Source organism: Dictyobacter halimunensis (assembly GCF_036245075.1).
This window is the reverse complement of the sequence record NZ_BSRI01000002.1, coordinates 5,363,694-5,386,782: the sequence shown is the minus strand read 5'-3', so window position 1 is coordinate 5,386,782 and position 23,089 is coordinate 5,363,694. Positions and strand designations below refer to the sequence as shown.

Sequence of the window (23,089 nt, the reverse complement as noted above, 5' to 3'; positions counted from 1 at the left end):
ATGCGATATATGAAAGCTTGGCCAACGAAGCAATAACGTGCAAAGGATGCACCCGTGATGGATCACGCAGGTCAGAGGAGGACAAAAAAATTCATGAAGCGGAACTTACCAATTTTGTTATTCGTTATCGGCTTTTTAGCGTTTTTCGTACTTCTAGGTACTGAAGCGCATGCATCAGGAGCAAGATACATAATATCTTTCTCAGTCTTGCTTTGTTTGGGATGTGTCGGCAGTGGCATTGTGCTTCTCATAGCGAATCGCAAATATAAATAGAGCTAAATTCACCATAATTTCCTTTCTTTAAACATACGATACTCTACGCACCAGGCATGTTCAAAGAAAGCAGGAGGCAGATCGATGCATTTACCAGCAAACTTTGCCCCAAAGCACTGGCAGGATTTCGAGCCCCATTACCAGGCACTCCTGAATGAAACGCTGACACCGAGCAATCTCTCTGACTGGCTCCATCAGGGCAGCGAGCTTGAGAAGCATGTATGGGAGATACGCGCGGGCTTCAAGCGCGCCCGCTCGCGCAATATCGAGGATGAGAGCGCCCGCCACGCCTACCAGCGCTTTATAGACGAGATCTTTACGCCGTTTCAGGAGGCCAGCCACGCATTGCAGGCGAAGCTACTGCGCGAGATGACCTGGGAGCCCGCCCCGGAATACGCAGAGATGATCCACCGCTTCCGGCAGGCGGCCTCCGCCTACCAGGCGGAAAACGCGCCCCTGGAACGCGAACTTGCCGATCTGATGGACCGCTATCTGCTGGCGCGCAACGCCATTGACCGCCAGTGCGAGGAAGCCACGCCACCCCAAAGCTCCCCTGAGGAGCGCTGGCGCATCCAGCAGGAATGCTGGCGCCAGGCACGCGGTCAGATCGATGAGATCTTTCTGGCCATGCTCTCTAAACGCCGCCAGCAGGCTCAGCAGGCCGGCTTCCCCTCCTATACGCTCTACCGCTGGCAGCAGTTGAACCGTTCCGATTACACGCCCGATGAGGCCCTGGCCTTCCACCAGACGCTGGCAGCATCCATCATGCCACTGAAAACCTCCTGGCAGCAATCCCACCGACCGGGACGGCAGCGCCAGCCCTGGGAGGTCGATCAGGCACCAATGGAGCTGATCCGCCCCTCACCCTTTCAGAGCACAGCCGATCTTGAAGCCGCCATGGCGCGGGTCTTCTCACAGCTGGATGCGGAGATGGGCGCGATGTTTGAGCGCATGCGCGGCATGGGCTTTTTAGACCTGGATGCCCGCCCCGGCAAGCTGCCCGGCAGCGAAGAGTGGTTCTTCCCGGTCTCAAAGCTCCCCTGTGTGCGTGTCTTCTCCAATGGCAGCGACGAGGATGTGCTGCTGCTCATGCACGAATGCGGACACGCCTGGCACGACCTGCTGACCTACACGCACCAGGACCTCACCTGGCAATGCGAGTACCCCGATGATTTCGCCGAGTTCGCAGCCATCAGCATGACCTACCTGGCCCTCCCGTTCCTCTTTCAGGATCAGGGCGGCTTCTATCCAGTCTCGGAGCGGAAACGCCTGCCGGCATTTCTCTTGCACGAGGTGCTGCGCTGGCTCCCCTATATCGCGCGCTTTGACATGTTTCAGCACTGGCTCTACAGCGAGGCGCCCGCAACGGTGGACGCCACGCAGCTCGACGCCAAATGGATGGAACTACTCTATCAATTCGAGCCGGATGTGGATTGGAGCCAGCACAAACATGCATGCGCCCACGGCTGGCAGCAGGATGGACGCATCTTCTCCCAGCCATTCTATATGCTCGAGTATGCCCTGGCCCACATGGGCGCCCTGCAGATCTATCAGAAAGCCAGCATCGACCAGCGCGCCACCTGGCAGGCCTATCGCGAAGCACTCGCGCTAGGAGGAACGCGGCGCCTATCGGACCTGTTCCAGGCCGCCGGCATAGATTTCCCTCTCCAACCAGAGGTGGTAAAAAAGGTCGCCGGCTTCCTGGCCGACCAACTTGAAGGCTAACTTCACACGCCATTCAATCGACTAAAGCATCTTTCCTGTCTTCACCAGAAGCGTTTATGAAAGCCGTAGCTCTCGCCCACGTATTGGTAGCCAACCGCCTTATAGAAGGGGATCGCCTCTTTTTCCGCGACCAGGTTGATCTGGACCCGTGGATAGAGGAGGTGGCAGGCCTGCAACAACAGGCGGCCGATCCCCTGTCCCCGGTAGGCAGGGTCAACGAGCAGATCCGTGATATGCATGGTGATATACCCATCCGTTAACGCCTGCACATATCCCACCACCCGCTCATCGTGCGTGGCGACAAGGGTGGGCCATGCATGACGCCATCCACCAAGCACCTCTTCCAGGGTATGATGGGTTGGCCACCCCTGCTGATCAACGAGTCGCTGAACAGCCGGCATATCCGCGTCGGTCCAGCAGCGCAGTTGAATGCCAGGAGGAAGTGAGAGCGCTGGAAGTACACTGGCCAGCTGTGCCTGCCGCTCTGATTGTTCTTCTACCATGAAACGAGTTCCCTTTCCATACAAAGGTGTTGTTGAGCCAGTAAATCTCCTGACTTACTGGCATTAAAATGAACGAAGCTACATACCCACCATTTTATCTCATCAAGATTGAGAACAGGGCTGGCAGATAAAAACATCAAGCGCTTATGGCAGTGAGCATGCGCAGGGATACCTCCCACAGGCGCTCGGCGTTGTCAGCATCGAGTGCCCACGGGGCAACCCCACCACCGAACATCGCTGGCTTCTCACGCAACATGGGCGACTCGTTGCAGTCTTCGAAATAGCGTCCACCGATCTCCTCCAGCAGAGGCGAGGTCGCCAGCAATACGGATGTCGCGGCTCCCTGCGCTGGCGTCTTGCGCTTCTCAACTGGCGTCTTCAGGCCACCGGTATACTTTTGCAGATTGGTCGCAATGGCACCGGGATTAAGGGCGTTGGCGTAGATGCCCTGATGTGACCAGCGCCGCGTGGCTGCTACCGCCAGCAGGATACAGGCCGTTTTGGATTGTCCGTAAGCGGACCAGGGATCGTAGGGCCGGATCTGGTAGTCCACGTCGTCGAAGATAACCGGTGAAAACTGATGCGCATTCGAGCTCACCGATACGATACGAGCGCCAGAGGCGGCCGCGAGAGAGTCATGCAAGCCTACTGTGAGCGCGAAGTGGCCGAGAAAGTTGGTCGCGAACTGCATCTCATGTCCTCGCGGCGTCAGCTCCAACTGCGGCACAGCCATGATCCCGGCATTGTTCACCAGTACGTGTAAAGGACCATGCCAGTCTTGCACAAAGGCGGCAACAGAATCCAGATCGCTTAAGTCGAGGGCCTTGACATGGACCCGCGAATTGCCCGTTGTCGCGCTGATGTCATTGGCGACACGCCTACCAGCCTCCATATTACGTACGGCCAGCGTGACATCAGCCCCGATGCTTGCCAGTACTTGTGCCGTCTCGATACCAATGCCAGAGGAGGCACCAGTAATGACAACGCGTTTACCGGACATACTTATGTCCTTTACTATCTCTTCAGCAGTTGATCTGGCGCCAAATGGCGTCTTAATAAGCTCCATATATGTTTCCTTTATCCTGATATAATCTTTTCTGCTAGACGATGATTTTCTTCTATGATGCGCTGCACGGCCTCCATATCTCCACGCTCTAGCGCATCGCAATAAGCAACTTTCCCCTCAAGATACTGCTTTCTCAACTGTAAGCGCTCAATCTGGCGCTCTAGCTCTACGACATGGGCTTGAAAGAGCTCTTTTTGTTGCGCGGTCCCCTGCGGCCCCTTCTCAAGCAAGCGCAGATAGGTGCGCATATCCTCTATAGAGAGGCCACTGGCGCGCAAGCAAGAAAGCGCATTGACGACTCGCACTGTATGGGCGGGATAGCGCCGGTGGCCGCTACGAGGATCCCTCGGCACCGGTTGCAGGAGTCCGATCTTCTCATAATAGCGCAGCGTAGGCTCGCTCAAACCGCTCTGTTTTGATAATTCCTGAATCGTAAATGATTCAGGCTGTGTAATGGTTGCTAGATCTTCCATGTCTTTAAGTATAGAAAACTTAAAGCGCTTTAAGTCAAGGGGGAATTACGATTTCCCTTCCACGCACAGCAATGTCCCTCGTAAGTTCAAAACAAATTTGAGTCGTGACAGGCATTTGATAATTTATTATGATAGGTATAGAAATTTCACCCGCACCGTAACCAATGGAGATCCAACAAGATGCGAAAGGAAAGGAAAAACATGCCAGAAAAAGACAAAGAACACATGTCACAGCCTACCTCCTGGAGTTCATCTGAAGTGGCCGAGCACTGGCAGCAGGATGTCGAACGACGGCGACGCATTTTCGCACCAGCGACGCAACACATGCTAGAAGCCGCAGAACTGAAACCGGGGCAGCACGTCCTTGATATTGGGGCAGGCACGGGAGATCAGAGCATATTGGCGGCCCAAAGAGTAGGCCCGAACGGCTCCGTTCTGGCAACCGATATCTCCGCGGAAATGCTCAAGATAGCCGCGCAGGTTGTGAAGCGTGAAGGATTGACCACCATCACCACGCGCGTCATGGATGCCCGGCAGCTTGACCTGCCAGACAATACCTTCGACGCAGTCATCTCCCGCCTTGCTCTGATGCTCATCCCGAATCGCCAGCTGGCGTTCAGAGAGATACACAGGGTCCTCAAACCGGGCGGAAAACTTGCGGCACTGGTCTGGTCAACACCCGAAAAAAATCCTCTCTTTTCTTTGCCGCTTGCTATTGTCTCAACCTATGCGCGAGGAGAGGACCCTTCTCGCCCCGGTCTATCCGCGCTCTCAGATCCGAGCGTCTTTGAGCGGGAACTCACGGAAGCCGGCTTTGACGAAGTCTTCACCCGCGCTCTTCCCTTTCAGACCCATTACGCTTCGCTCGATGCGTTCCTGCAATCGACGGGAAGCAGGTTGACCGCGGGTGTAATGGAGCAGCTCAACCAACAAGAACAGCAGCACCTATTGGAGCAAGTGAGGCAGGCATTGAGCCAGTTTGAGGGACCACAAGGCCTTGTGGCTCCAGCAGAAATGTTGCTCGGCGTGGGCAGCAAGAGATAAAGCCATCGGATTGCGTAGGTTCGACCCTTGCGGTCGATTTTCCCATCCCGGAACGTTCGCGTTCGACCCTTGCGGCCGATTTTCCCATCCCGAACGTTCGCGTTCGACCCTTGCGGCCGATTTTCTCGTCTCCGAACGTTCGCGTTCCAATCTCGCGACCGATTTTTCCGTCCCCGAACGTTCGCGTTCCAATGCGGCGTAATCGCTCGGGGACGGAAATCGGACGCGAGGTCCGAACCTATACCGCGGGGGCCATGACGACGGAGACGGTCATGCCGCTGCTGATGGGAAGGGCGATCGAGCACAGGGCGGGATCGCTGCTGGCGCGCTGGTTGTAGCTGCGCGCGCCGGTGAGGAACTGGCTAGGGGATTCCTGCACGCTGCCCAGGCCATCACCACCCATGACGCAGTTGTCGGCGACGATGATGCTGCCGGGACGCGCCAGCCGGATAGCCCAGGCGAGGTACTGCGGATAGGGCTCTTTGTCGGCGTCAATGAAGATGAGGTCGAATGGTGCCTCCACTTCGAGACCCGGAAGCGTCTCCAGCGCGGGCCCGACGCGTACCTCGGCGCGGTCATCGACCTGCGCGAGGCGAAATGATTCGCGCACGACGCTGGCATGCATCTCGTCGATCTCCAGCGTGACCAGCCGCCCATCGGCGGGCAGCGCCCGGGCCAGCCAGATGCCGCTATAGCCGGCCAGCGCGCCGATCTCCAGGATCTTGCGCGCCTGGCACGCCTTTGCCAGCACCTGCAGCAGCTTGCCCTGCAGCGGAGAGACCTGAATCGAGGGGATGCCTCGCTCCCTGGCGCGCTCTGTGGTCTGACGCAACACCTCGTCCTCGGAGGCAAAGAGCTGCGCGATGGCCTGCTCAAGCTCGCGCCCTGTAGAGCGCGGACCGTGCTGCGGCCTTCCTCCTGGCTGACCCGGCTGGGGAAGCGTGCCACCGGTGAGCACCCCCCGAATCTCGTTCTTGCAGCGCTCAAGCGACTGACGCAGCAGTTGAAGACGCTGTTGGTCCTGCGCCAGGTTGACCCCTCTCTCCACGGTGCGCTGCAGATCCTGCAAATCTTCATAGACGAACTCGGACTCAAGCTGCAGCGCGGGCGGCGGGATGGGCTGTCCATTGCGCTCCCAGAACCCCTGGATAAAGTCCGTCTGGGTCTCCAGCTCTTTTTCCCCTGACTCGCTCAGCCGATAGACGCTCTTCTCTTCGGTCCGCTCAGCTAGAATCAACCCCTGGTCCTCCATCAGCTGCAGCGTTGGATAGACCGTCCCCGGACTGGGCGCGTAGCGGCCATGGGTCTGCTCTTCTAGCCACTTGATCATCTCATACCCATGCTTGGGACCATGTCGCAGCGCGTCGAGCAGCAGGTAGCGCAGCATGCCCCGCTCGACGCGCACGCGCCGTCCACCACCATGCCTGTGCCCATCATCATCGCCATGCCCAGGATGATAGTAATGATGGCGCTCACCCGGAGCGTGTCTCTCTTGCTCATGCTCCGTGTGTTCATCATGATGATGCCTTCCTCGTCCCCCATGCCCTCGATGCTTCCCATACCCCAGGTGCTCAGACCCTTCACGATGTTCAGTGTGCTCGTGCATATTTCTATTTCCTTTTCTTTTATAAAGATATATCTTTTAGTAATTTAAGATATATCTTTATAAAAGTCAAGATGGATAACACTACCACCACCGTGGACGCAAGGGGGATTACTGTGGCGCGCCACCGAGGGCGATCTCGTTGCCGTCGGGATCGCGGTACGTGACCTTGCGCACACCGTTGGGGTAGGTTTCCCGTTCCGCCGGGTCGATTCCCCGCCCGGCTATCTGTGTGACGAACGCATCGAGGTCATCGACAAAGCTCAAATGTACAGCGTGGCCAGCGTGCTCTGGCCGCAGCACAATATACACATACCGATGCTCCGCCAGTTCCCACACGGCCTCTCTGTCGTTCGGAAAGAATGATGGCTCCGCGCCCAGCAGCCGCTTGTACCACGCGAGCGCCGCCTCATAATCGGCGACTGGAATTCCCGCGAACAGGTCGAGATTTGTAGTAGGAAACATTCTTTATTTTACCTTTCTCTCAATTGGTAGCCCGCTGACTACCCAGCGGAGGTGTAGCCGTAGCGACAGGAACGATACCGCCCTCCACGTCTTGAATGAGCCGCTGGTAGCGCCGTTCAATCTCACGCGCCAGGTACATCGCGCCGATCCCCAGCAGCAGGTGCACGATCTGCACCAGCCAGTGCAGACCGCCCAACAAGAGCGTCTCCTGCAGCAAACCAAAGGCCGGGAAGACAAACGCGTAGAGGATGCCGGCCGCCGCCCACGATCGTGCACCAGGCCTGAGCATCGCCACCACTCCCAGAGCGATCAGAAGGATGGCGCCGCTGACTCCCAGCAGCTGATGAATATCGCGCAGTATCGTATTAAGCACGCTACTGATGTGGACGCTGATCGCGCCTATCTGCATGATCCATAAGATGAGGCCGAGCACCAGGGCGGCCATCAGGGCTAGTCGCCCGATCAACGATATGCTGTGAATCGCTTTCATCATGATCTCCTATCCAGGCGTCCGCGAGGGACGCAGCTACAATGCGGCGCGACTGTATTCGGCGAGGAAGAGCGGGGTGCCTCCTTCCATGTGTTCCTCGAAGCGAACCTCCTGCAAACCAAGCTGGCGAAACTGCTCCAGCTCGCCGCGCGTCAGGTGCCAGGGAGGTCCATCGGTCGGCTCGCCCGGCTGGCGACCATAGCAGATGATCAGCAGCGTGCCGCCGGGCGCGACGCAGGCGGCGATGGCCTCCATAGCGTCCGCGTGCATGCGCGGCGGCATCGACTGGATAGTGAGGGCTTCAAACACGAATTCAAAGCCCCGCTGAAAGTCGGCGGGCAGATGGAAGAGGTCGGCCACCTGGTAGTCGACGGTCGACGCAGGGAAGCGCCGCCGACACCAGTCGATGGCGCTCGGCGCGATGTCAAAGGCCGTTACCGCCAGATCGCGCTCGGCCAGCGCCTCTGCGTCATCTCCCAGGCCGCAGCCAACCACCAGCGTCCTGCGCCCGCGCATACTCTGACCATCCAGCCACGGCAGCAGCAGCGGCGTATTATTTCGCCGCGCCCACGGCACCTTATTGACATCCTCGCCCGCGTGCGTATAAACCTGCTCATACCAGGTCTCAGTCCCATCAAAAGGACGGCGCAACGCAGGATTGACAGGGCGCCCACCTGTTGGCTCCACCTTCTTCTCTATACTACTCATGAATACTTATTCCTTCTACTATAGGTCTCCTCGCGAGAACGCCTATGACTATACGAATATAACACTAATAGATTGCGAAACGCGGTATAACTTGTTACAATGAATTTATATGGTAGAGATGTAAAAAACAAGTACGCAATTTTTAGTGACGTAGTCACAAAATTCATACTACAGAGAGAAATAGGAAGGGATCGACATGAAGCAACTACAGGAGATCGCCTGCCCCGTCGATGTCACCCTCTCGGTCATAGGTGGAAAATGGAAGCCGCTCATCGTCTGGCACCTTCTTGATGGGACTCGGCGCTTCGGTGAGCTCAAGCGGCTCCTCCCCGACGTTACCCAGCAGGTGCTCACCATGCAGCTGCGCGAGCTTGAGCAGGTCGGCATCCTCCGCCGCGGGATCTACGCGCAGGTCCCCCCCAAAGTCGAATACTCCCTCACCGAGCTCGGGCGCAGCCTGGAGCCCATCATCCGCCAGCTCGCCATCTGGGGCGAATGGTACTGCGCCCAACAGAACACCTCCTGCCGCCAACCCTCTGATCACTCTCCATGCATGGAATAAGGAAAAGAGGAAGAGGGAATGCCGATGGCGCTACCCTTTTTTGTCAGGGACGACCCATCCTTCACTTTGAATGAATGCCCTCACATCGCTTGTCCCTGTAATCTTGAGCCAGATTGCTCCCTGGCCTGGCTCAATCTCCAACGTAAAATGAAAGAATGGGCAACAGATCCTTTCATAGCTCAAAAAGGTTACGAGGGATTGTATAATCTCTGTTTCATTACAAAGTCGCCACGCATACCCGGTCGCAAGTTCTCGTACTTCTTGCGTACTTGCAAAGACGTGTTCAACTGCAGCCTGATATGACTGACGACATTCTTGAGGAATGCCAGAGATATTACATGCCAGGACTGGCTCCGTCGGTTGGAATGACATAAAGAAACCCTCCTATCGTCTTGCATATAATGCTGGTGCAAGCATACAATTTCAAGTGCACTTGAAGTCAAGAGGATAAAAAAATGGCAGAACACATGGAAGAGCTCTCCATCGGGGAAGTGGCACGCCGAGCAGAGATACGAACCTCCGCGCTCCGCTACTACGAAAGTATGGGTCTACTCCCCGCTCCTCGGCGGGTATCGGGAGGGCATCGTCGCTATGATTCCGGCGTATTGGATCTCCTGGGCGTCTTGCAGATGGCCCGGCAGGCTGGATTTACGATCGCGGAAATGCATGTGCTGGTAGCAGGCTTCTCCTCTGAGACTCCTGCAAGCGAACGCTGGAGCCTGCTGGCTCAACAGAAACTTCTGGAAGTCGAGGAAATGATCGCCCGCGCGCAAGAGGCCAAACGCTTACTGGAGCGGCTGTCGCAATGCAGATGCAGCCACTTAGAAGAATGCCTGGAGGCAGGCAAGGACGAAAGCTCTTCTCACATGGCACCGGTAGATACAAAGGATGGACAATGGCCCCTTTAACACTCTTCGGCGCAGGAGCCGTCAGCATTATGCTCCTCGCCTATGCGCTTGAAAATCGTTCACATCTCTGGGTACTGGTATTCGCGCTGGCCTGCGCGGCATCATCTCTCTATGGATGGCTTTCGGGAACCTGGCCCTTCGGCGTTGTAGAAGGCATCTGGGCACTGGTAGCCCTGCGCCGCTGGTGGCGCCTGCGCACAACTTCCATTTCTTCTCGCCAATGAATGAAAATCGCGCCTCTTGCAGTGCTTCCAGCCTCAGAGAGTGTCTGATGCTCATGATCATCGCCTGCAGCACGCCTGAGCTTTCGCACCTATGGTGCTCACAAATCTATGGTGTGTTGGTGCAACAGGGGCGCTTTCGCGCCCCTGTTGCACCAACACACCATACCAGTGTGGCCGCGTAGCGGGGGCGCTCACGTGCCTCCAGGATGACGAGAGTCAGACACACTAGGATGAATATTTCTTTTACGGCCAAAAGGAAGCGACGATGCTTCTTTAGAAGAAACTTTAATGATGGCAAAGGAAACAACTTATGCCTCTTGAAATGCAAACGGCGCTCATCTCTGCGCTGGTAGCAATCGCCACTGCCGGGGTTGGTGGCTATTTCACCTGGAACCAGGTACAGCGCGAAAAAAACAGATGGCTTATTGATCTCAAGACCTCCTACTCAGTCGAATTGTACAAAACACGTCTAACATCCTATCCCGAAATGTTTGAACTGCTCGGGCAATTATCGAAACATGCACCAGATCCACTCACGCCAGCGAAAGCGCAACAGATTGGTCGGGCAATACACGCATGGCTCTATTCTCCAGGCGGATTATGCGCGGAAGCGAGTACGCGAGGGGCCTTAAAGGGGCTACGCCACTATTGTCTGGAATGGAAGCAGGGAGCACTCCCCCCTGAGTTGGTCCAGTGGCGCCATGCCGCATTGTTCCTGCTGAGACGTGATCTCGATCTTCACGGGTTTGAATCCTTCGATCCCAAGGATAGCGGGCCTCTTCTCAAGAAGATGCAAACAGAGATGGCCTTGATGCGATGAAGCCAGAATGTCTGGTTGATCTTTATCTGCTGAGCATGGTTGGCGCTGAAATTCATTGCTATTAGGGCGGAATCTCGCCACTTTTCGTGCTAACCTGTAGGAAAAGACACACAAAGGAGACATGCTATGGCCGAAGACAACTTTACGCTGACGACATTCTACTCCGCCTGGAAAGAGTACCAGGATCACATTAAGGAGGCGGTGGCATCGCTCAGTGCGGAGCAGCTGGCGCTGCGCCCCGCGCCGCACCTACGCTCCCTCGGCGAGAACACCCTGCACATCATCGGTACCCGTATCGGCTGGTTCATCATAACCATGGGAGAAAAGTTTGGCGAGGAGATGGGGGCGTACCTGCAGCTAAACGAGCTTGCGCTGCGACAGGAGTCATCCATTCCAACCACCACCGTACTGGTCCAGGGCCTCGATCTCACCTGGCAGCTCATCTCAGATTGCCTGGCTCGCTGGAATTCCGACGACATGCAACAAACCTTCCCCGATGAGTTAGACGGCAAACAGGTCTACCTGTCGCGCGCCTGGATCGTCTGGCATGTGATGGAACATGATCTGCACCACGGCGGCGAGCTCTCGCTCACCCTTGGCATCCACAACATCCCGGCAGACTTCCCCGGCTAGAGTGCTGCGCATATAGATAGGAAGTCTCTTATCTATATGCGCTATAGTTGGCCGTCCTTTTGTCTTTGGGGACCAGGATGCCGGCGACATACATGGTACGTTCAAAGGCCGCGCGACGGCGTGCCGAATCATTGCTGCTGATAGTGAACCAGGGCGGCAGACGATCATCTACGGGCAGGTAGAACTGGCGCAGCCACGCGTCCCCCAGGCCAATGCCGGCGGCATAGGGCAGGTAGGCCAGGGCCTTCTCCAGGCCTTCACCTTCCTGAAAAGCACCATAGGTACAGACCTGGACCGGGTAGTGAAAGAACTCACGCGCCGGGCGCCTTGCGGTTGGGAACCTTGATCGGCTGGATGGGCGCGTCGATGATCGCCATCAAACTGCTTACCAGTTCCAACATAATCCCTCCCGCCCAGGAGGACCAGATCGATCACGTCGCCAGCGCATCCATCTAAATTCATCGTTTCAGGAGCGGAGTGTTTTCTCAAGAAAACACCCCGCTCTTGACCTGCACGTCCGCAGCAACAGTCATTGGATAACAGAAGGCGTTTGCTGCTCTATGATCTCCACCTTATCGCCCACGCGCAGCACGCCGGTTGCCTGTGAAAGCAGATATTGCCCGCCAGCTGCACATCTGTGCCGGCGCACGCCTTGATAGGATAGATACGAATGCGGCTGAGATAGAAGTCGGACAAAATACATCTCCTTACCCACAGTCATCAGGAAGAAAGGGCGAGCCGGTAGATCGGTTCGCCGCCGGAGAAGTCACCGGTAGGCTGAAAGCCGGCGCCGCGATAGAGGCGCTGCGCGTGCACGTTCTCGGGATGGACGGTGAGCTGCAGCACCCGGCAGTAGGGATAGTGCTCGCGCACGAAGCGCAGCAGCAGGCTCAGCGCCCGCCGCCCATATCCCCGCCCCTGGTAGCGCTGGTCGATGAAAAAGTGAAAAATCCAGTAGTTGTCCGCCCGCCCCGGCTCATAGGCCAGCACGACGAACCCGACCATCTCGCGCTCGACATAGAACGCATAGGGGACCCAGATCAGTCCGCCCGGGCGGATGTAGGCCTTGGCCAGCGCGATCGCCGCCACCGGCACATAATCGGCCACAAAGCGTTGCTGCTCCGGCCTGACCGCCAGGTCCAGGCTGGCGCGCCAGTTCTCCCGCGTCACCTCCCGCATCGAAATTTCATCCATTAACGCCACTCCCTTTCTTCCCCGCATCTGGTGCCCCTCAGGAGCATATCAGCCTGCTTAAAACATACCGCAATTATTGTTGCTTTTTCAAGCCCACCCCTACCCACAGTATCAGCGGCATCCTGTGACATAGCCGTGACGCGGCCAGCCCATCTGTGATCCGCCTGTATTGGTCTCCTGCGATACTATGTGTGGGTAATCGAGATGACACATACTCATCCACCCATCTCAAAATGCTTATCCAGGGAAGGAAGGTAGGCTATATGACAGAGCAGCAACAGCAAAGCATCACAGATCTACTGAATCTACATGGAAAAGTCGCCATTGTCACGGGCGGAGCGATGAGGATCGGGCAGGGGATCGCGCTGCGCCTGGCCGAGGCGGGGGCGGCGGTGATGATTACCGATATTAACCTGGAGGCCGCGCAGGCGACGGTGGCACAGATCAAAGAGCGGGCATGCTCGTGCACTATGACACCTCAAAAGGCGGGGTCGCCATGATGACGAAATCGCTGGCGCTGGAGTTTGGTCCGCACAACATCCTCGTCAACGCTATCGCCCCCGGCGGCGTCCAGACGCCCGGCGCTAGCGGCCCCACAACCTCTCAGGAGATTCTGCAGGCGTTCAGCGTGAAGATACCACTGCGCCGCATGGGTGTGCCAGATGACATCGCCAAAACCGCTCTCTTCCTGGTCAGCGGCATGGCCAGCTATATGACCGGCAGCCTGGTCGTGGTAGACGGTGGCTATCTGCAGGCATAGCAGCCACGCACGATGCGCTTCCCCGGCTGGGGAAGCGCATCCCATCCGCCACAGGCGCCTGGTAGAGCAAGCGCGTATCGTGGTCAGTTCAGGGATTTCTCGTATAGGATGACCTCAAGCAGCTGGTGCGTCTCCCTGTCTACATGCTGCGGATAGTGGGTGCGGCCGACTTCGCGAAAGCCGTTCTTTTCGTAGAGCTTCTGAGCCGGAATCTGGAGTATAGAAGTGTCGAGATGCAGGGTCTGGTAGCCAAGCGCACGAGCGCGGGCCTCCAGTTCTGTCAGGATGAGCTGGCCGTAGCCACGCCTCTGATAATCGGGATGGATGCGCATGCGCTTGATCTCGGCCCGCCCCGGCCCCGTACGCTTCAGAGCCCCCATCGCCACCATCCGTCCGTCATCTTCACCGATCAGGAATTCTCCCTGATCCTTGAGGTATACCTCCTCGATAGCATAGACATCATCATCCCAGGGACCGCGCCCCAGGTAGGCCCCCGTCTGCTGCAGGGCGGACACATGCAGGTGCTCCACAGCCAACTGGTCTGTGGAGGTGTAGCGGCGCAAGATAAACACAGATTCATTCCCTCTTTCAACGCCACGCGGGCGAAAAACGTTCTAACGGTTCGCCCGCTACTATAGCATGAAGCCTCATTTCCAAACAACAAGCATCATAGAAGAGCTTACAGGGGATCGCCCCAATATATCGTACGCGCCTGCGCAATCGATATAGGTCCCTGTACCATCACATGCGGTACTCCCGCAAAGAGCCCACCACGCCTCTCCCGCCGGGCCAGTTGATCGTACCACGCCAGCGCCTTCTCCGGCACAACGTCCAGCTCACAATAGGAAGCCTCATCAAACAGGCACACATCATCCTCGCGCAAAGGAGTAGCAGCGGGGCCAGACGCATCTACTATGGCTATGGGACTTCCCCGAACAGCAAGCAGCGGAATCCGAAAAAAGGCGCGCTGTGGCTGCACCGCCAGCCCACGCTCACGCAGCGCCAGGTATAACAGGTGCGGATGAATGGGACTACACTGTACCACATCATTCCAGAGGCAATTGAGCTTAGGAATCACTTGCTGTGGCAAAGTCATACGGCTTGGATGATCCTGATATTTCAAGCGTTCGCGTTCGTAAATATCAGGGTAAAGCTGCCGCAAGGCGTTGAGAGGATAGAGCACCTCACCTACCATCTGCGGCGGGCGCATATGATAAATAGCCTGTTCCATCTCATTCCTTCCTCCGACAAGTAATTTACTCCTACTACCATATTTTATATTTTACCCTGCAAGAATCCCGTTCGCTACTGACATAATGCTGTCACAGCCAGCGGGTAGACTATGGGTATAAAGAAAGCGATCGTTCCCCGGGGCCGGTTCCCCGGGTTTAAAAAGAAAGGATTACACGCGCATGGCAAAACTGTTTGGACCCGATTTCATCAGCCTGCAGGTACGCAATCTCTCCGCCTCACGCGCATTTTATACCGAGGTGTTAGGCATGGATGTCGATGAGCGCTTCGACACGCCCGACTTTGTCCTGCTGGATTGCAGCACGATCCCCTTCGGGCTCAGCGCGGCCAACGCCGACCTGGGTGAAACACCTCGTCCCGGCTGGGGCGTCGCGCTCTGGATCGACTGCGACCACGTCGATGAACTGCACGCCCGCCTGGTCGCGGCCGACGCCACCATCGTCACGCCGCCCTTCGACGGTCCCTTTGGGCGCACCCTCGTCTTCACCGATCCCGATGGTTACCAGATCACGGCCAACGAGAATCCCTGGGAGCGCTTCCCCCTCGGCGGGCGCTCACGAAGCCAGGCCCTCTCTGATCCTGCACGCCAATCATAAAAAAAAGCCATGCACCTGGCATATTGTTTTTAAAATCGGTGATCAGTTGTGCCCAATTCAATTGTATGCAATTGAATTGGGCACAACTGATGCGCATGGCAACAGACACATCTACCTTGGCTGTGTAGTAGTAAAAAATAGACAATGGTTGTACACAATTGAGTTGCGTACAATTAAATTGGGCACAATCAGAGGCCAGAAAAAAATACATGATCCCACCCCCTCGCGAACCCTCCAGGAAACGGGCCATGCTCATCTATCGATCTGTGAAGTGGAGCGGGTCGATTGTGATGCTTCTGTATGATCGATGCGCCATAATGGAACAGGAAGATAATCTCCATATTGAATCTGTCCTGGAAAGAGAGGTACCGTTATGAAAACATCCAGGAGCGTCGAACAACGCTCCACCGGCAGCAGAGGCTGGCTGGTCGCCATTCAAACCATACTGGCGCTGGCGTTTCTGATCGCGCTCATCCGCAGCAACCGCGGGCGGCTTCTTAATCGGCTGCGCGCATTCAATAAACGCTACACCAATCCGCGCGTCCTCAAGTTCGCTGAGCGCCGCAAGAGTCCCTACGCGGTGCTGCAACACGCGGGGCGCCGCTCCGGAAGTATCTATACCACACCGGTGGTGGCCGATTTCGTGCCACGGTTGAACCGCTTTATCATTCCACTGCCCTACGGGGAAGGCACCGACTGGTGTCGCAACGTGATGGCCACCGGCCGCTGCACGCTCACGAAAAGCAAGGTAACATACACGCTCGTCGAACCGAGCATCATCGAGGCAAGCGACGTGCTCGCCGACCTGCCCGCGCAGCTGCAGGGAATGCTACGCTTCCTGGGACTCAAGAAGTTCCTGCAGCTGCGCATCGAGACGTCCGCCCCATCGGCCAGAACGATCGATCTCGTGTCCGCGCTTGAACGCTAACCATATCAGGAAAAAGGCCATGGTTGTTGTCAACCATGGCCTTTTTCTATGCCACACCACCCTATAAGAAATAGGAATGATAATGACCGCATGCGCAGGTATACTGAAGGAAGCGTTGCAGTGATAGAACATGTAAAGATGCATACAAAGGAGAGATTTATGCAGAAAGATCAGCTTATCCAGGAGTTCGCGGCGGCCTATGAGCGCACGATAGAGATCGCCAATGAGGCGGCGCGGCGTGGCCTCACCGGTCGGGATGGCAAGTGGGGTCCACGAGAGATCATCGCCCACATAGCCGGCTGGGAGATCATGGCGACGGTGCGCATCCCCCATATCGTGGCCGGCATGGCGCCGCTTGAGGAGACCGATGAAGAGCGCGAGAACGTCATGAATGACGCCATCAACACCATGATCGTGACTATGGTCGGCGATCAGTCACTGGATACGCTCACCGGGATACTGCGCCAGGCATATCAGCGCACCGTTGAACTGCTCAAGCCGCTGGATGACAGCTTCTTCCAGCCCGGCCAGTATATCTACGAGCGCACAAAAGGCTGTATCGAGCATTGCCAGGAGCACATCGACACCATCAATGCTTTAGCCTGAACGCCCCTCATCGCACGCCTGCCTCTGGTTGTGTATAATGGAGGCTCCGATACTATTATCGATCAGGAGGCAGGCTGGCATTGAGCACGTTACAGCAAGAGGTTTCAAGGAAACAGGGATCAGGAGAGCAGAAAAAGACGATTACGGCACTGGATGGGGTGCGGGGCTGCGCGATCCTGTTTGTGCTGATCTTCCACATCAATCGCACCAATGGCGATAATCTGTGGGACTGGCATGCCTATCCGCTGGCGTCGTCGATCGCGGCGGCCGGAGGGACCGGGGTGACGCTGTTCTTCGTGCTCTCAGGCTTCCTGCTGTTCTTGCCCTACGCGAAGGCGCTGCTGACGCGCGGTCGCTGGCCGCTGGCGCGTACGTTTTACCTGCGGCGCGCGCTGCGCATCCTGCCCGCCTACTACGTCTCGCTCTTCCTGCTGATCGCGTTGAGCGCACCATCCTATCTACAACCGTCCCACTGGACCGATCTGCTGCTGTTCCTGACCCTGTTTATGGATTCGTCGCGCTCGACGTTTCGCGTCCTCAATGGTCCCTACTGGACGCTGGCCGTCGAGTGGCAGTTCTATCTGCTGCTGCCACTGCTGATGTTAGGAATGGCGCTGCTGCTCCGGCGCGTACAGATCGGGCACAGGCTGCGTGCGGTGACAATCTGCCTCTGCGGTGTGATCGCGGGTGGGCTAATCATACGCCTGGTGGGGTCGTACTTCTGGGGCAATCCGACGGCGACCCTCCTGCTGCCGCGTCCGGCCATCGATGTCGTGCTCTTCTTCGTGTATGGGCAGACCGGCAAGTATCTCGAAGATTTCGCGGTCGGCATGCTGTGCGCGCTGCTGTACGTCTACGCGACCCGACCGGGACCCGAGGCACAGCCTTTTGCACAACGGCTGCGGCGCCTGAGTTCCTGGCTGTGGGGCGCGGGACTCGCCATCCTGCTCTTCTCAGCCATCTGGCACTTTCAGTCTGATCCCAGGACTCCGGCCTGGCCTTTTCTGAATCCCGCCATGCCCTATTTTGCCTGGCTGAGCGAGATGCTGCTGGCCATCGGCTATGGGGCGTGTATACTCGCCATCCTGTTTGGTCCCCCGGCCCTGCAGCGTCCCTTTACCTGGCGGCCGCTGCGCTGGCTGGGCCTGATCTCGTTCAGCCTCTATATCTGGCACCTGCCACTGATCGTCTTCTTCCAGGCGCACATCCAGCAGCCGCTCTTCCCCCACCTCAACCACTATCTCGTCTACCTGCTCTACTGGCTCTGGGCCGCCGTGGGCATCATCCCCTTCTGCATCCTCTCCTACAACGTGATAGAGAAGCCCGGCATGCGCCTGGGCGATCGCTGGCGCCGCTCGATCGAAGCACGCCAGCGCGCCCACGAACAGGTACAGCAGACCGCTCTACCGCAGATCGAGAGCGAGGACAACGATAGACAAGTAGGGGCGAAGCGATAAACCCGAATATGGAACTCATTTCCGACCAGAACCGGCGAAAAAAGAAGAAGTCCAGTAGATGAGGTTGCCTGATCTCTCATCACACATTATTTCTGAGAGGTGCTTGATGGCTGATGCCTATACCGTTTACTGGACCCATGAGCGTTGCGCGGCGCTGCGTCGACTCGGCTGGAAGGGACGCCGATTGGAACTGCTCTTCGGTGGTCCACACCATTCGGAACCCAGTTTCATCTCAGCTGGCGTACGCGCGGGGGACATGCTTTACCCGATTGCTGTTCGCTCCGGCGAGCTTTATATCGTAGGCAGTGCCCGCGTTCGACGCATCCTCACACTGGATGATTACATCGAGCAGCTGACCACCCTCTTTGCTGACCACCTCGATGCACCAGAAGAGGAGGCCTGTCAGCATAGTAGCTCATCGCGTTATGGTCGGGCGTTGACGCCATTCGAGCGCTATTGCGCCGCCCATCCCGAGGTGGCAGCCCTCGCTCCCACCTGTACCAGCGAGGTGGTGGAATGTGAGGAGAGCACCCCACTACGCTTCGATCTAAGTATCCCTCCGGACCTGCTCGCACGGCTGCGCTACCGCTCTCGGCGCCGGGAACGCGATCTCTCGCGCCACCTGCGCGATGGGCGCTTAAAGAACACGCTGGCGCTGCAGGGTATCTACCGCCTCAGTGAAAGCTCCGCCCGCGAGGTGGAAGCGCTGCTTCAGACATCCGCGGACGCGGCCAGCAAGTGTTAAGCGTCTCTGGGCGCGAGGGGGAGCACAGTGCGGCGGCCAGCAGGCGTAACCGCAGATCGCCAGGGATGAATGAGACATACCAGAACCAGAACCTATCCTTTTAAAAATGGGTGCCTGGCGCCTGGCCGATCTGGCCTACCATGCTTTCGAATTGTTCGTAGCTGGTGGCAGGTGTGGAGCCTGTCCACATTTTCGCACCCAGAACCGGGAAGGCGGGCTCGATGCGGGCAGTAATATCAGCCACGCTGGTGATTGTGTATTTGTCGTTCCAGACCGCGAAGGTTGCCCCAAGCAGGTGGGGATCGCCAGGCTGGAGATTAAGATAAGGATAGTTCAGATCGAAAATGTACGGCTCCCAGCGCTCGTAAAGCAGGCGCGTGTTGAGAAAGTCGTTGAAGTAGCTGGCATGCGGCACAATATAGAGCAGGTGATCGTTAGCATTGATGATTTTGAATCCCTTCTTTACCATGTCGACCGAATTGGCCCAGGTATTGTCCCAGTCTTCAAGGATGATATCGTTCTTCACGGCAATTTTGCTCGGCATTTGCGACAAACTGCCCCACATTCTGGCAGTCTTGCCATGCTTTTTGAGAAAAGCATCATAGGTGTTGATATATCGCCGATATTTGTCAGCATCCCTGGAATTGTATTCGTCCATACCTATGTTAATTTGAGAGGAGTGAAACCAGGGCAAGAAGGTGTTCCAGAGCGAATTCACAAAGCTATAGGTCGCGGGATTGCTGAGATCCAGAAATTCCTTTGAATACCGATGGCTGACCAGGTCTGGACGATACCGGGTCAACGCCAGATCGTGAGCGGGGGTATCGATTTCAGGGGTAATGGTGACAGCGTGCGCACTGGCTACCTGCTCCAATTCTTGTATCTGCTGTTCCGTATAGGAACCGTCGGCTGCGGCCAGGCCAGGAAAGGCAGGGCTGTTCAGGCGGAAGGCAGCGTATTGATGCCGCCAGTCAGGCTTATTGCCGGCTCCGAGCGCGTTGTCGTTGAAGTGGAGTTGGAAATCATTGAATTTATACCAGGACATGAGCCGGATATAGTCTTCCAGTACAGCAAGGGGCACAAATTTGCGCCCGACATCCAGCATAAAGCCACGTTCCTGGTACCGGGGATAATCGCGGGCATGGCCTTTGGGCAGGCTCATGTGGTTGAAAGAGGCCCGCACCATCTGAAGAATGCTGCGCGTCCCGTAGAAAATACCATTCGTCGTATGCGCGTTAATCGTCACCGAGGCATCGATACCCAATATATAGCCCTCGTTGCCAATGCCACCGTCCGCCGTTTTGAGCGTAAAGAAAAAGTTGCCTTTTCCCGGTTTGCTGGAAAGAGCAATTGGCAGGGACGCGTTTATCTCTGTGCCCAGATCCTGCTGAAAGACCCGGGCGGTCGTCTGCAACTGCCCGGCGTAGGCGGGATCGAGCACAATCTGTGAACCAGAACCCAGCAGAAGCTCTCCTGTGCCGCCATGCCATTCGCGTAGCTCGGGCGCAACCGCCGGAGTTGAATTGATCTGGATCGTGCCAGGAGTAAACAGGTGTAAGGGAGGCAGGCTGATTAGCGCCAGAACCATACTAACGATGATCACAACCAGCCAGAGCACTCTTCGGTTTTTCAAACGCGACTCTGCCTTTCAAAAAGACTCAGGTTCCCTGGAACGCTGGCGCAAGCAGCCAGTGTAGACGCCCTTCGCAGTATATGGCGTAGAAAGCGTCACGTCAAACTGCCTGGCCGGCCTGCCTGTTTCGCAGGCGCGTCCAGCACGGCTTTAAGCGCCCTGGGTCGGGCGAGGAGGGAGCGCAGCGCGGAGGCCAGCAGATCAAAACCCTCTTTATAGGATAGAGGCGCCTCGCGGCCACTGAGCTCCGCCATCAGGGTCCAGAAGCGTTGCATGATGTCGCTGGGCGAGTTGGGAAGCCGGGCAGAGAGCTCGCGCACAAAGTCCAGCGTGATAGCCCGGCGCGTCGAGACGGCGACAAGCCTGATCCAGGTCCACAACAGTTCCTGCGCCTCTTCGCTCTCAGGGGATACGCCCTGTACGGCGAGCGACTGCGCCCGCTGGATCAGCTCAAGCGCCTGCCGGTTATATTCAGCTATATCCATTACGCCGCCTGCCTGAGGCTCCGAAGACGAGTTGAAGCGCAGCGCCTCCTCGGCGAAGGCGGGATCGTTGAGGAGGCGTACCACCTCGGTCCAGGCGGCAATCTGCCGGGATGTCAGGGTCTCGGGCGAGTGCCAGGTAAAGTGTTCTAGCAGCTGGCAGCGCCATTCAGCGGGCAGATTAGCCTGCTCCACCAGGGCGTGCAGCTTGCTGGTCACAAAATGGCTCCGCTCGGACACATTCTCGCTCAAGGCCAAACCGAGCTGGTAAAGGCTATCGATCGATTGCCCCGGCCGCTGGCCAACCTCACGAGCCTGCCGGAGCACCTGCTGTACCCGCTGCAGCTGATCGATGTGCTGTCCCACCGCCTCCAGCTGCCAGTCAATAGCCATCTCCGGCGAGAGATTCCCCACCAGCATGGCCCGGATCTCCTCCAGGCTAAACTCGAGTTGGCGCAGCACGCGGATCAGCTGCAGCCGCCAGATCGCCGTCATCGAGTAGAGGCGAAAGCGCGCCTCCGTCCTCTCCGTGGCTGGTAACAAATCAATATCGGTATAATAACGGATCGTCTTAATGGGCACACCGGTCAGCTTCGCGACCTCCCCAATGCCATATAGCTTCTCCCGCTCCTCGTTCATATCCCTCCTCAAACGCGCCTTCGGCGCTCAACAGGTTTTATAGAGCATTGAGGTAAAAAATGGGTGCTCAGCACCCATTTTTTACCTCAATGCTCTATAAGATTGTGGCGCCCCCGCACATGCGGACGCCCGTGCGGGGGCGCCAGACTTCCCCATCATCACAAACTTCTGGCCTCCGCCAGCCAACCCCTTGATTCTCCAGTTACTGGAGAGTGTACACTCTCAGCTGATGAGAGTCAAAATATTGTACAGGGAGGAATCCATTGATGGAGCAAGAATCATATAGAGAAGAGCACTTTGTGTTGGAAGCGGAGGGCTATCGACTGCCAGCCGCGCTGACGCTGCCATCAGCGCAGGCGGTAAAGTGGAGCGTCCTGCTGCTGCCCGGCTCGATGTCCAACGATGTGGATGGCAACTATCCAGGGACACCGATGCGGCCCCATATGTATGCGGACCTGGCACGGCAACTGGCCGCTCGGGGACACGCGGTGCTGCGCTACGCCAAATACGGCGATGGGGCAGGGGCGGAGATCGTGGATAAGCAACGCGTCGGACGGGATGGCGTTTTCGCGCGACAACGCTACATCGCCGAGACGGCGATCAGCCGGTTGCGCGAACTAGTACCGCAGGCGCGCGGGCTAGCGCTCGCCGGACATAGCGAGGGCAGCGTACACGCCATGCTGCTCGCGCAACAGCCTACCATGGGCATAGACGCCCTCATCAGCCTCTCGGGGCCTGCGCTGCGCTACATGGATCTCTTCATCCATAAAGCGCAGGAGATGGCGAAGGAGCAGGGCGAGATCATCGACTTCGGAGCCTTCAAGGTCAATGCCGCTCACTACATCCGCGTCTTCGAGCTGCTGCGGGCCGGCCAGCCTTTCCCGGAGGAGATCAAGGCCGATCCGACCATGGCCTTCTTTGTGCAGAACTGGGATCCCGCCAACCCACAGGGCCACGAAGGTCGCCAGTACATGCGCGACTACGACGCGATCGATCCCTGCCAGGAGATCGCCAGGGTGCAATGCCCCGTACTCATCGTGCAGGGCGGCATGGATGACTCGGGAGTGCACGCCGACAACGGCGAGCGACTCTACCAGGCGCGCCACGCCATCGATCCCGCTCGAACACGGCTGGCATTCTTCCCCGAGCTGCAGCACTTCTACAAGCGCGCCGCCTCATTCGCCACGCCACAGGCCGCCATGGCGATGGATGAGGAGACGGACAGCCGGGTGTGTGACGCGATCAGCGCCTGGCTGCACGAGCAAATCGATTAAAAACATCCTCGGCCACCTCGTGCAGAG

28 protein-coding genes are annotated in these 23,089 nt (G+C 57.3%); 16 read left to right on the top strand and 12 right to left on the bottom strand.

What is annotated here, in order from left to right; genetic code table 11:
* The first annotated feature begins 357 nt into the window (after positions 1-357).
* Positions 358-1,998 (top strand): M3 family metallopeptidase, encoded by a 1,641-nt coding sequence (locus AABA21_RS36430; RefSeq protein ID WP_338257768.1) that lies wholly within the window; start codon positions 358-360, stop codon positions 1,996-1,998.
* A 41-nt stretch (positions 1,999-2,039) separates the two neighbouring features.
* On the opposite strand, the gene AABA21_RS36425 is transcribed toward AABA21_RS36430, so the two are convergent.
* From AABA21_RS36425 to AABA21_RS36415, 3 genes are all read right to left on the bottom strand, one after another.
* The gene (locus AABA21_RS36425; protein ID WP_338257766.1) at positions 2,040-2,501 is read right to left on the bottom strand and encodes a GNAT family N-acetyltransferase; all 462 of its coding nucleotides are present in this window, start codon (positions 2,499-2,501) and stop codon (positions 2,040-2,042) included.
* Positions 2,502-2,637: 136 nt separating this feature from the next.
* Positions 2,638-3,567: an SDR family NAD(P)-dependent oxidoreductase gene (locus AABA21_RS36420; RefSeq protein ID WP_338257765.1), complete on the bottom strand. Its 930-nt coding sequence runs from the start codon at positions 3,565-3,567 to the stop codon at positions 2,638-2,640.
* 11 nt (positions 3,568-3,578) lie between these two features.
* Entirely contained in the window at positions 3,579-4,040 is a 462-nt protein-coding gene (locus tag AABA21_RS36415) for a MerR family transcriptional regulator (protein ID WP_338257764.1), read from the bottom strand.
* Between the two features lie 201 nt (positions 4,041-4,241).
* Here AABA21_RS36415 and AABA21_RS36410 point away from each other — a divergent pair, with 201 nt between their 5' ends.
* A complete protein-coding gene (locus AABA21_RS36410) occupies positions 4,242-5,084 on the top strand; it encodes a class I SAM-dependent methyltransferase (protein ID WP_338257763.1) in 843 nt (280 codons plus the stop codon).
* A gap of 238 nt (positions 5,085-5,322) precedes the next feature.
* Here AABA21_RS36410 and AABA21_RS36405 read toward each other — a convergent pair whose 3' ends face one another.
* The 4 genes from AABA21_RS36405 to AABA21_RS36390 form a co-directional block, all read right to left on the bottom strand.
* Positions 5,323-6,690, bottom strand: a complete 1,368-nt coding sequence (locus AABA21_RS36405) for a helix-turn-helix transcriptional regulator (protein ID WP_338257762.1) — start codon at positions 6,688-6,690, stop codon at positions 5,323-5,325.
* Between the two features lie 108 nt (positions 6,691-6,798).
* On the bottom strand, positions 6,799-7,152 hold the full coding sequence (locus AABA21_RS36400; RefSeq protein WP_338257759.1) for a VOC family protein: 354 nt from the start codon (positions 7,150-7,152) through the stop codon (positions 6,799-6,801).
* 19 nt (positions 7,153-7,171) lie between these two features.
* Positions 7,172-7,645: a hypothetical protein gene (locus AABA21_RS36395; protein ID WP_338257757.1), complete on the bottom strand. Its 474-nt coding sequence runs from the start codon at positions 7,643-7,645 to the stop codon at positions 7,172-7,174.
* 33 nt (positions 7,646-7,678) lie between these two features.
* Positions 7,679-8,350, bottom strand: coding sequence for a class I SAM-dependent methyltransferase (locus AABA21_RS36390; protein WP_338257756.1), 672 nt, complete (start codon positions 8,348-8,350; stop codon positions 7,679-7,681).
* A gap of 196 nt (positions 8,351-8,546) precedes the next feature.
* Between AABA21_RS36390 and AABA21_RS36385 the strand changes: the two genes are divergently transcribed.
* From AABA21_RS36385 to AABA21_RS36360, 6 genes are all read left to right on the top strand, one after another.
* Positions 8,547-8,912, top strand: a complete 366-nt coding sequence (locus tag AABA21_RS36385; protein WP_338257754.1) for a winged helix-turn-helix transcriptional regulator — start codon at positions 8,547-8,549, stop codon at positions 8,910-8,912.
* 455 nt (positions 8,913-9,367) lie between these two features.
* Entirely contained in the window at positions 9,368-9,820 is a 453-nt protein-coding gene (locus AABA21_RS36380) for a MerR family DNA-binding transcriptional regulator (protein ID WP_338257753.1), read from the top strand.
* Entirely contained in the window at positions 9,808-10,044 is a 237-nt protein-coding gene (locus AABA21_RS36375; protein ID WP_338257751.1) for a hypothetical protein, read from the top strand. Before AABA21_RS36380 ends, AABA21_RS36375 begins: the two co-directional genes overlap by 13 nt.
* Positions 10,045-10,354: 310 nt before the next feature.
* Entirely contained in the window at positions 10,355-10,864 is a 510-nt protein-coding gene (locus AABA21_RS36370; protein WP_338257750.1) for a hypothetical protein, read from the top strand.
* A gap of 126 nt (positions 10,865-10,990) precedes the next feature.
* A complete protein-coding gene (locus AABA21_RS36365) occupies positions 10,991-11,497 on the top strand; it encodes a DinB family protein (protein ID WP_338257748.1) in 507 nt (168 codons plus the stop codon).
* Between the two features lie 333 nt (positions 11,498-11,830).
* Positions 11,831-11,953, top strand: a complete 123-nt coding sequence (locus AABA21_RS36360; protein ID WP_338257746.1) for a hypothetical protein — start codon at positions 11,831-11,833, stop codon at positions 11,951-11,953.
* Between the two features lie 264 nt (positions 11,954-12,217).
* Here the strand turns inward: AABA21_RS36360 and AABA21_RS36355 are convergent, their stop codons facing one another.
* Entirely contained in the window at positions 12,218-12,691 is a 474-nt protein-coding gene (locus AABA21_RS36355; RefSeq protein ID WP_338257744.1) for a GNAT family N-acetyltransferase, read from the bottom strand.
* Positions 12,692-12,954: 263 nt separating this feature from the next.
* Here AABA21_RS36355 and AABA21_RS36350 point away from each other — a divergent pair, with 263 nt between their 5' ends.
* Both AABA21_RS36350 and AABA21_RS36345 read left to right on the top strand, forming a co-directional pair.
* Complete coding sequence (locus AABA21_RS36350; protein ID WP_338257742.1) at positions 12,955-13,191, top strand: SDR family NAD(P)-dependent oxidoreductase; 237 nt, start codon at positions 12,955-12,957, stop codon at positions 13,189-13,191.
* Positions 13,188-13,451, top strand: a complete 264-nt coding sequence (locus AABA21_RS36345) for an SDR family oxidoreductase (protein ID WP_338257741.1) — start codon at positions 13,188-13,190, stop codon at positions 13,449-13,451. Before AABA21_RS36350 ends, AABA21_RS36345 begins: the two co-directional genes overlap by 4 nt.
* A gap of 83 nt (positions 13,452-13,534) precedes the next feature.
* Here the strand turns inward: AABA21_RS36345 and AABA21_RS36340 are convergent, their stop codons facing one another.
* The gene (locus AABA21_RS36340) at positions 13,535-14,023 is read right to left on the bottom strand and encodes a GNAT family N-acetyltransferase (RefSeq protein ID WP_338257739.1); all 489 of its coding nucleotides are present in this window, start codon (positions 14,021-14,023) and stop codon (positions 13,535-13,537) included.
* 107 nt (positions 14,024-14,130) lie between these two features.
* On the bottom strand, positions 14,131-14,682 hold the full coding sequence (locus AABA21_RS36335; RefSeq protein ID WP_338257738.1) for a hypothetical protein: 552 nt from the start codon (positions 14,680-14,682) through the stop codon (positions 14,131-14,133).
* 181 nt (positions 14,683-14,863) lie between these two features.
* On the opposite strand from AABA21_RS36335, the gene AABA21_RS36330 reads away from it, so the two are divergent.
* The 5 genes from AABA21_RS36330 (at position 14,864) to AABA21_RS36310 (ending at position 19,034) form a co-directional block, all read left to right on the top strand.
* The gene (locus AABA21_RS36330) at positions 14,864-15,298 is read left to right on the top strand and encodes a VOC family protein (protein WP_338257737.1); all 435 of its coding nucleotides are present in this window, start codon (positions 14,864-14,866) and stop codon (positions 15,296-15,298) included.
* Between the two features lie 373 nt (positions 15,299-15,671).
* Positions 15,672-16,226: a PNPOx family protein gene (locus tag AABA21_RS36325; RefSeq protein ID WP_338257735.1), complete on the top strand. Its 555-nt coding sequence runs from the start codon at positions 15,672-15,674 to the stop codon at positions 16,224-16,226.
* Positions 16,227-16,385: 159 nt separating this feature from the next.
* Positions 16,386-16,832, top strand: a complete 447-nt coding sequence (locus tag AABA21_RS36320; RefSeq protein WP_338257734.1) for a hypothetical protein — start codon at positions 16,386-16,388, stop codon at positions 16,830-16,832.
* A gap of 80 nt (positions 16,833-16,912) precedes the next feature.
* Positions 16,913-18,289, top strand: coding sequence for an acyltransferase family protein (locus tag AABA21_RS36315; protein ID WP_338257733.1), 1,377 nt, complete (start codon positions 16,913-16,915; stop codon positions 18,287-18,289).
* A 106-nt stretch (positions 18,290-18,395) separates the two neighbouring features.
* On the top strand, positions 18,396-19,034 hold the full coding sequence (locus AABA21_RS36310; RefSeq protein WP_338257731.1) for a hypothetical protein: 639 nt from the start codon (positions 18,396-18,398) through the stop codon (positions 19,032-19,034).
* 100 nt (positions 19,035-19,134) lie between these two features.
* Here AABA21_RS36310 and AABA21_RS36305 read toward each other — a convergent pair whose 3' ends face one another.
* Together AABA21_RS36305 and AABA21_RS36300 are read right to left on the bottom strand one after the other, a co-directional pair.
* Positions 19,135-20,667 (bottom strand): family 20 glycosylhydrolase, encoded by a 1,533-nt coding sequence (locus tag AABA21_RS36305; RefSeq protein WP_338257730.1) that lies wholly within the window; start codon positions 20,665-20,667, stop codon positions 19,135-19,137.
* A gap of 95 nt (positions 20,668-20,762) precedes the next feature.
* Entirely contained in the window at positions 20,763-21,788 is a 1,026-nt protein-coding gene (locus tag AABA21_RS36300) for a MerR family transcriptional regulator (protein ID WP_338257729.1), read from the bottom strand.
* A gap of 266 nt (positions 21,789-22,054) precedes the next feature.
* Between AABA21_RS36300 and AABA21_RS36295 the strand changes: the two genes are divergently transcribed.
* Positions 22,055-23,062, top strand: a complete 1,008-nt coding sequence (locus tag AABA21_RS36295) for an alpha/beta hydrolase (protein WP_338257728.1) — start codon at positions 22,055-22,057, stop codon at positions 23,060-23,062.
* Positions 23,063-23,089: the final 27 nt, after the last annotated feature.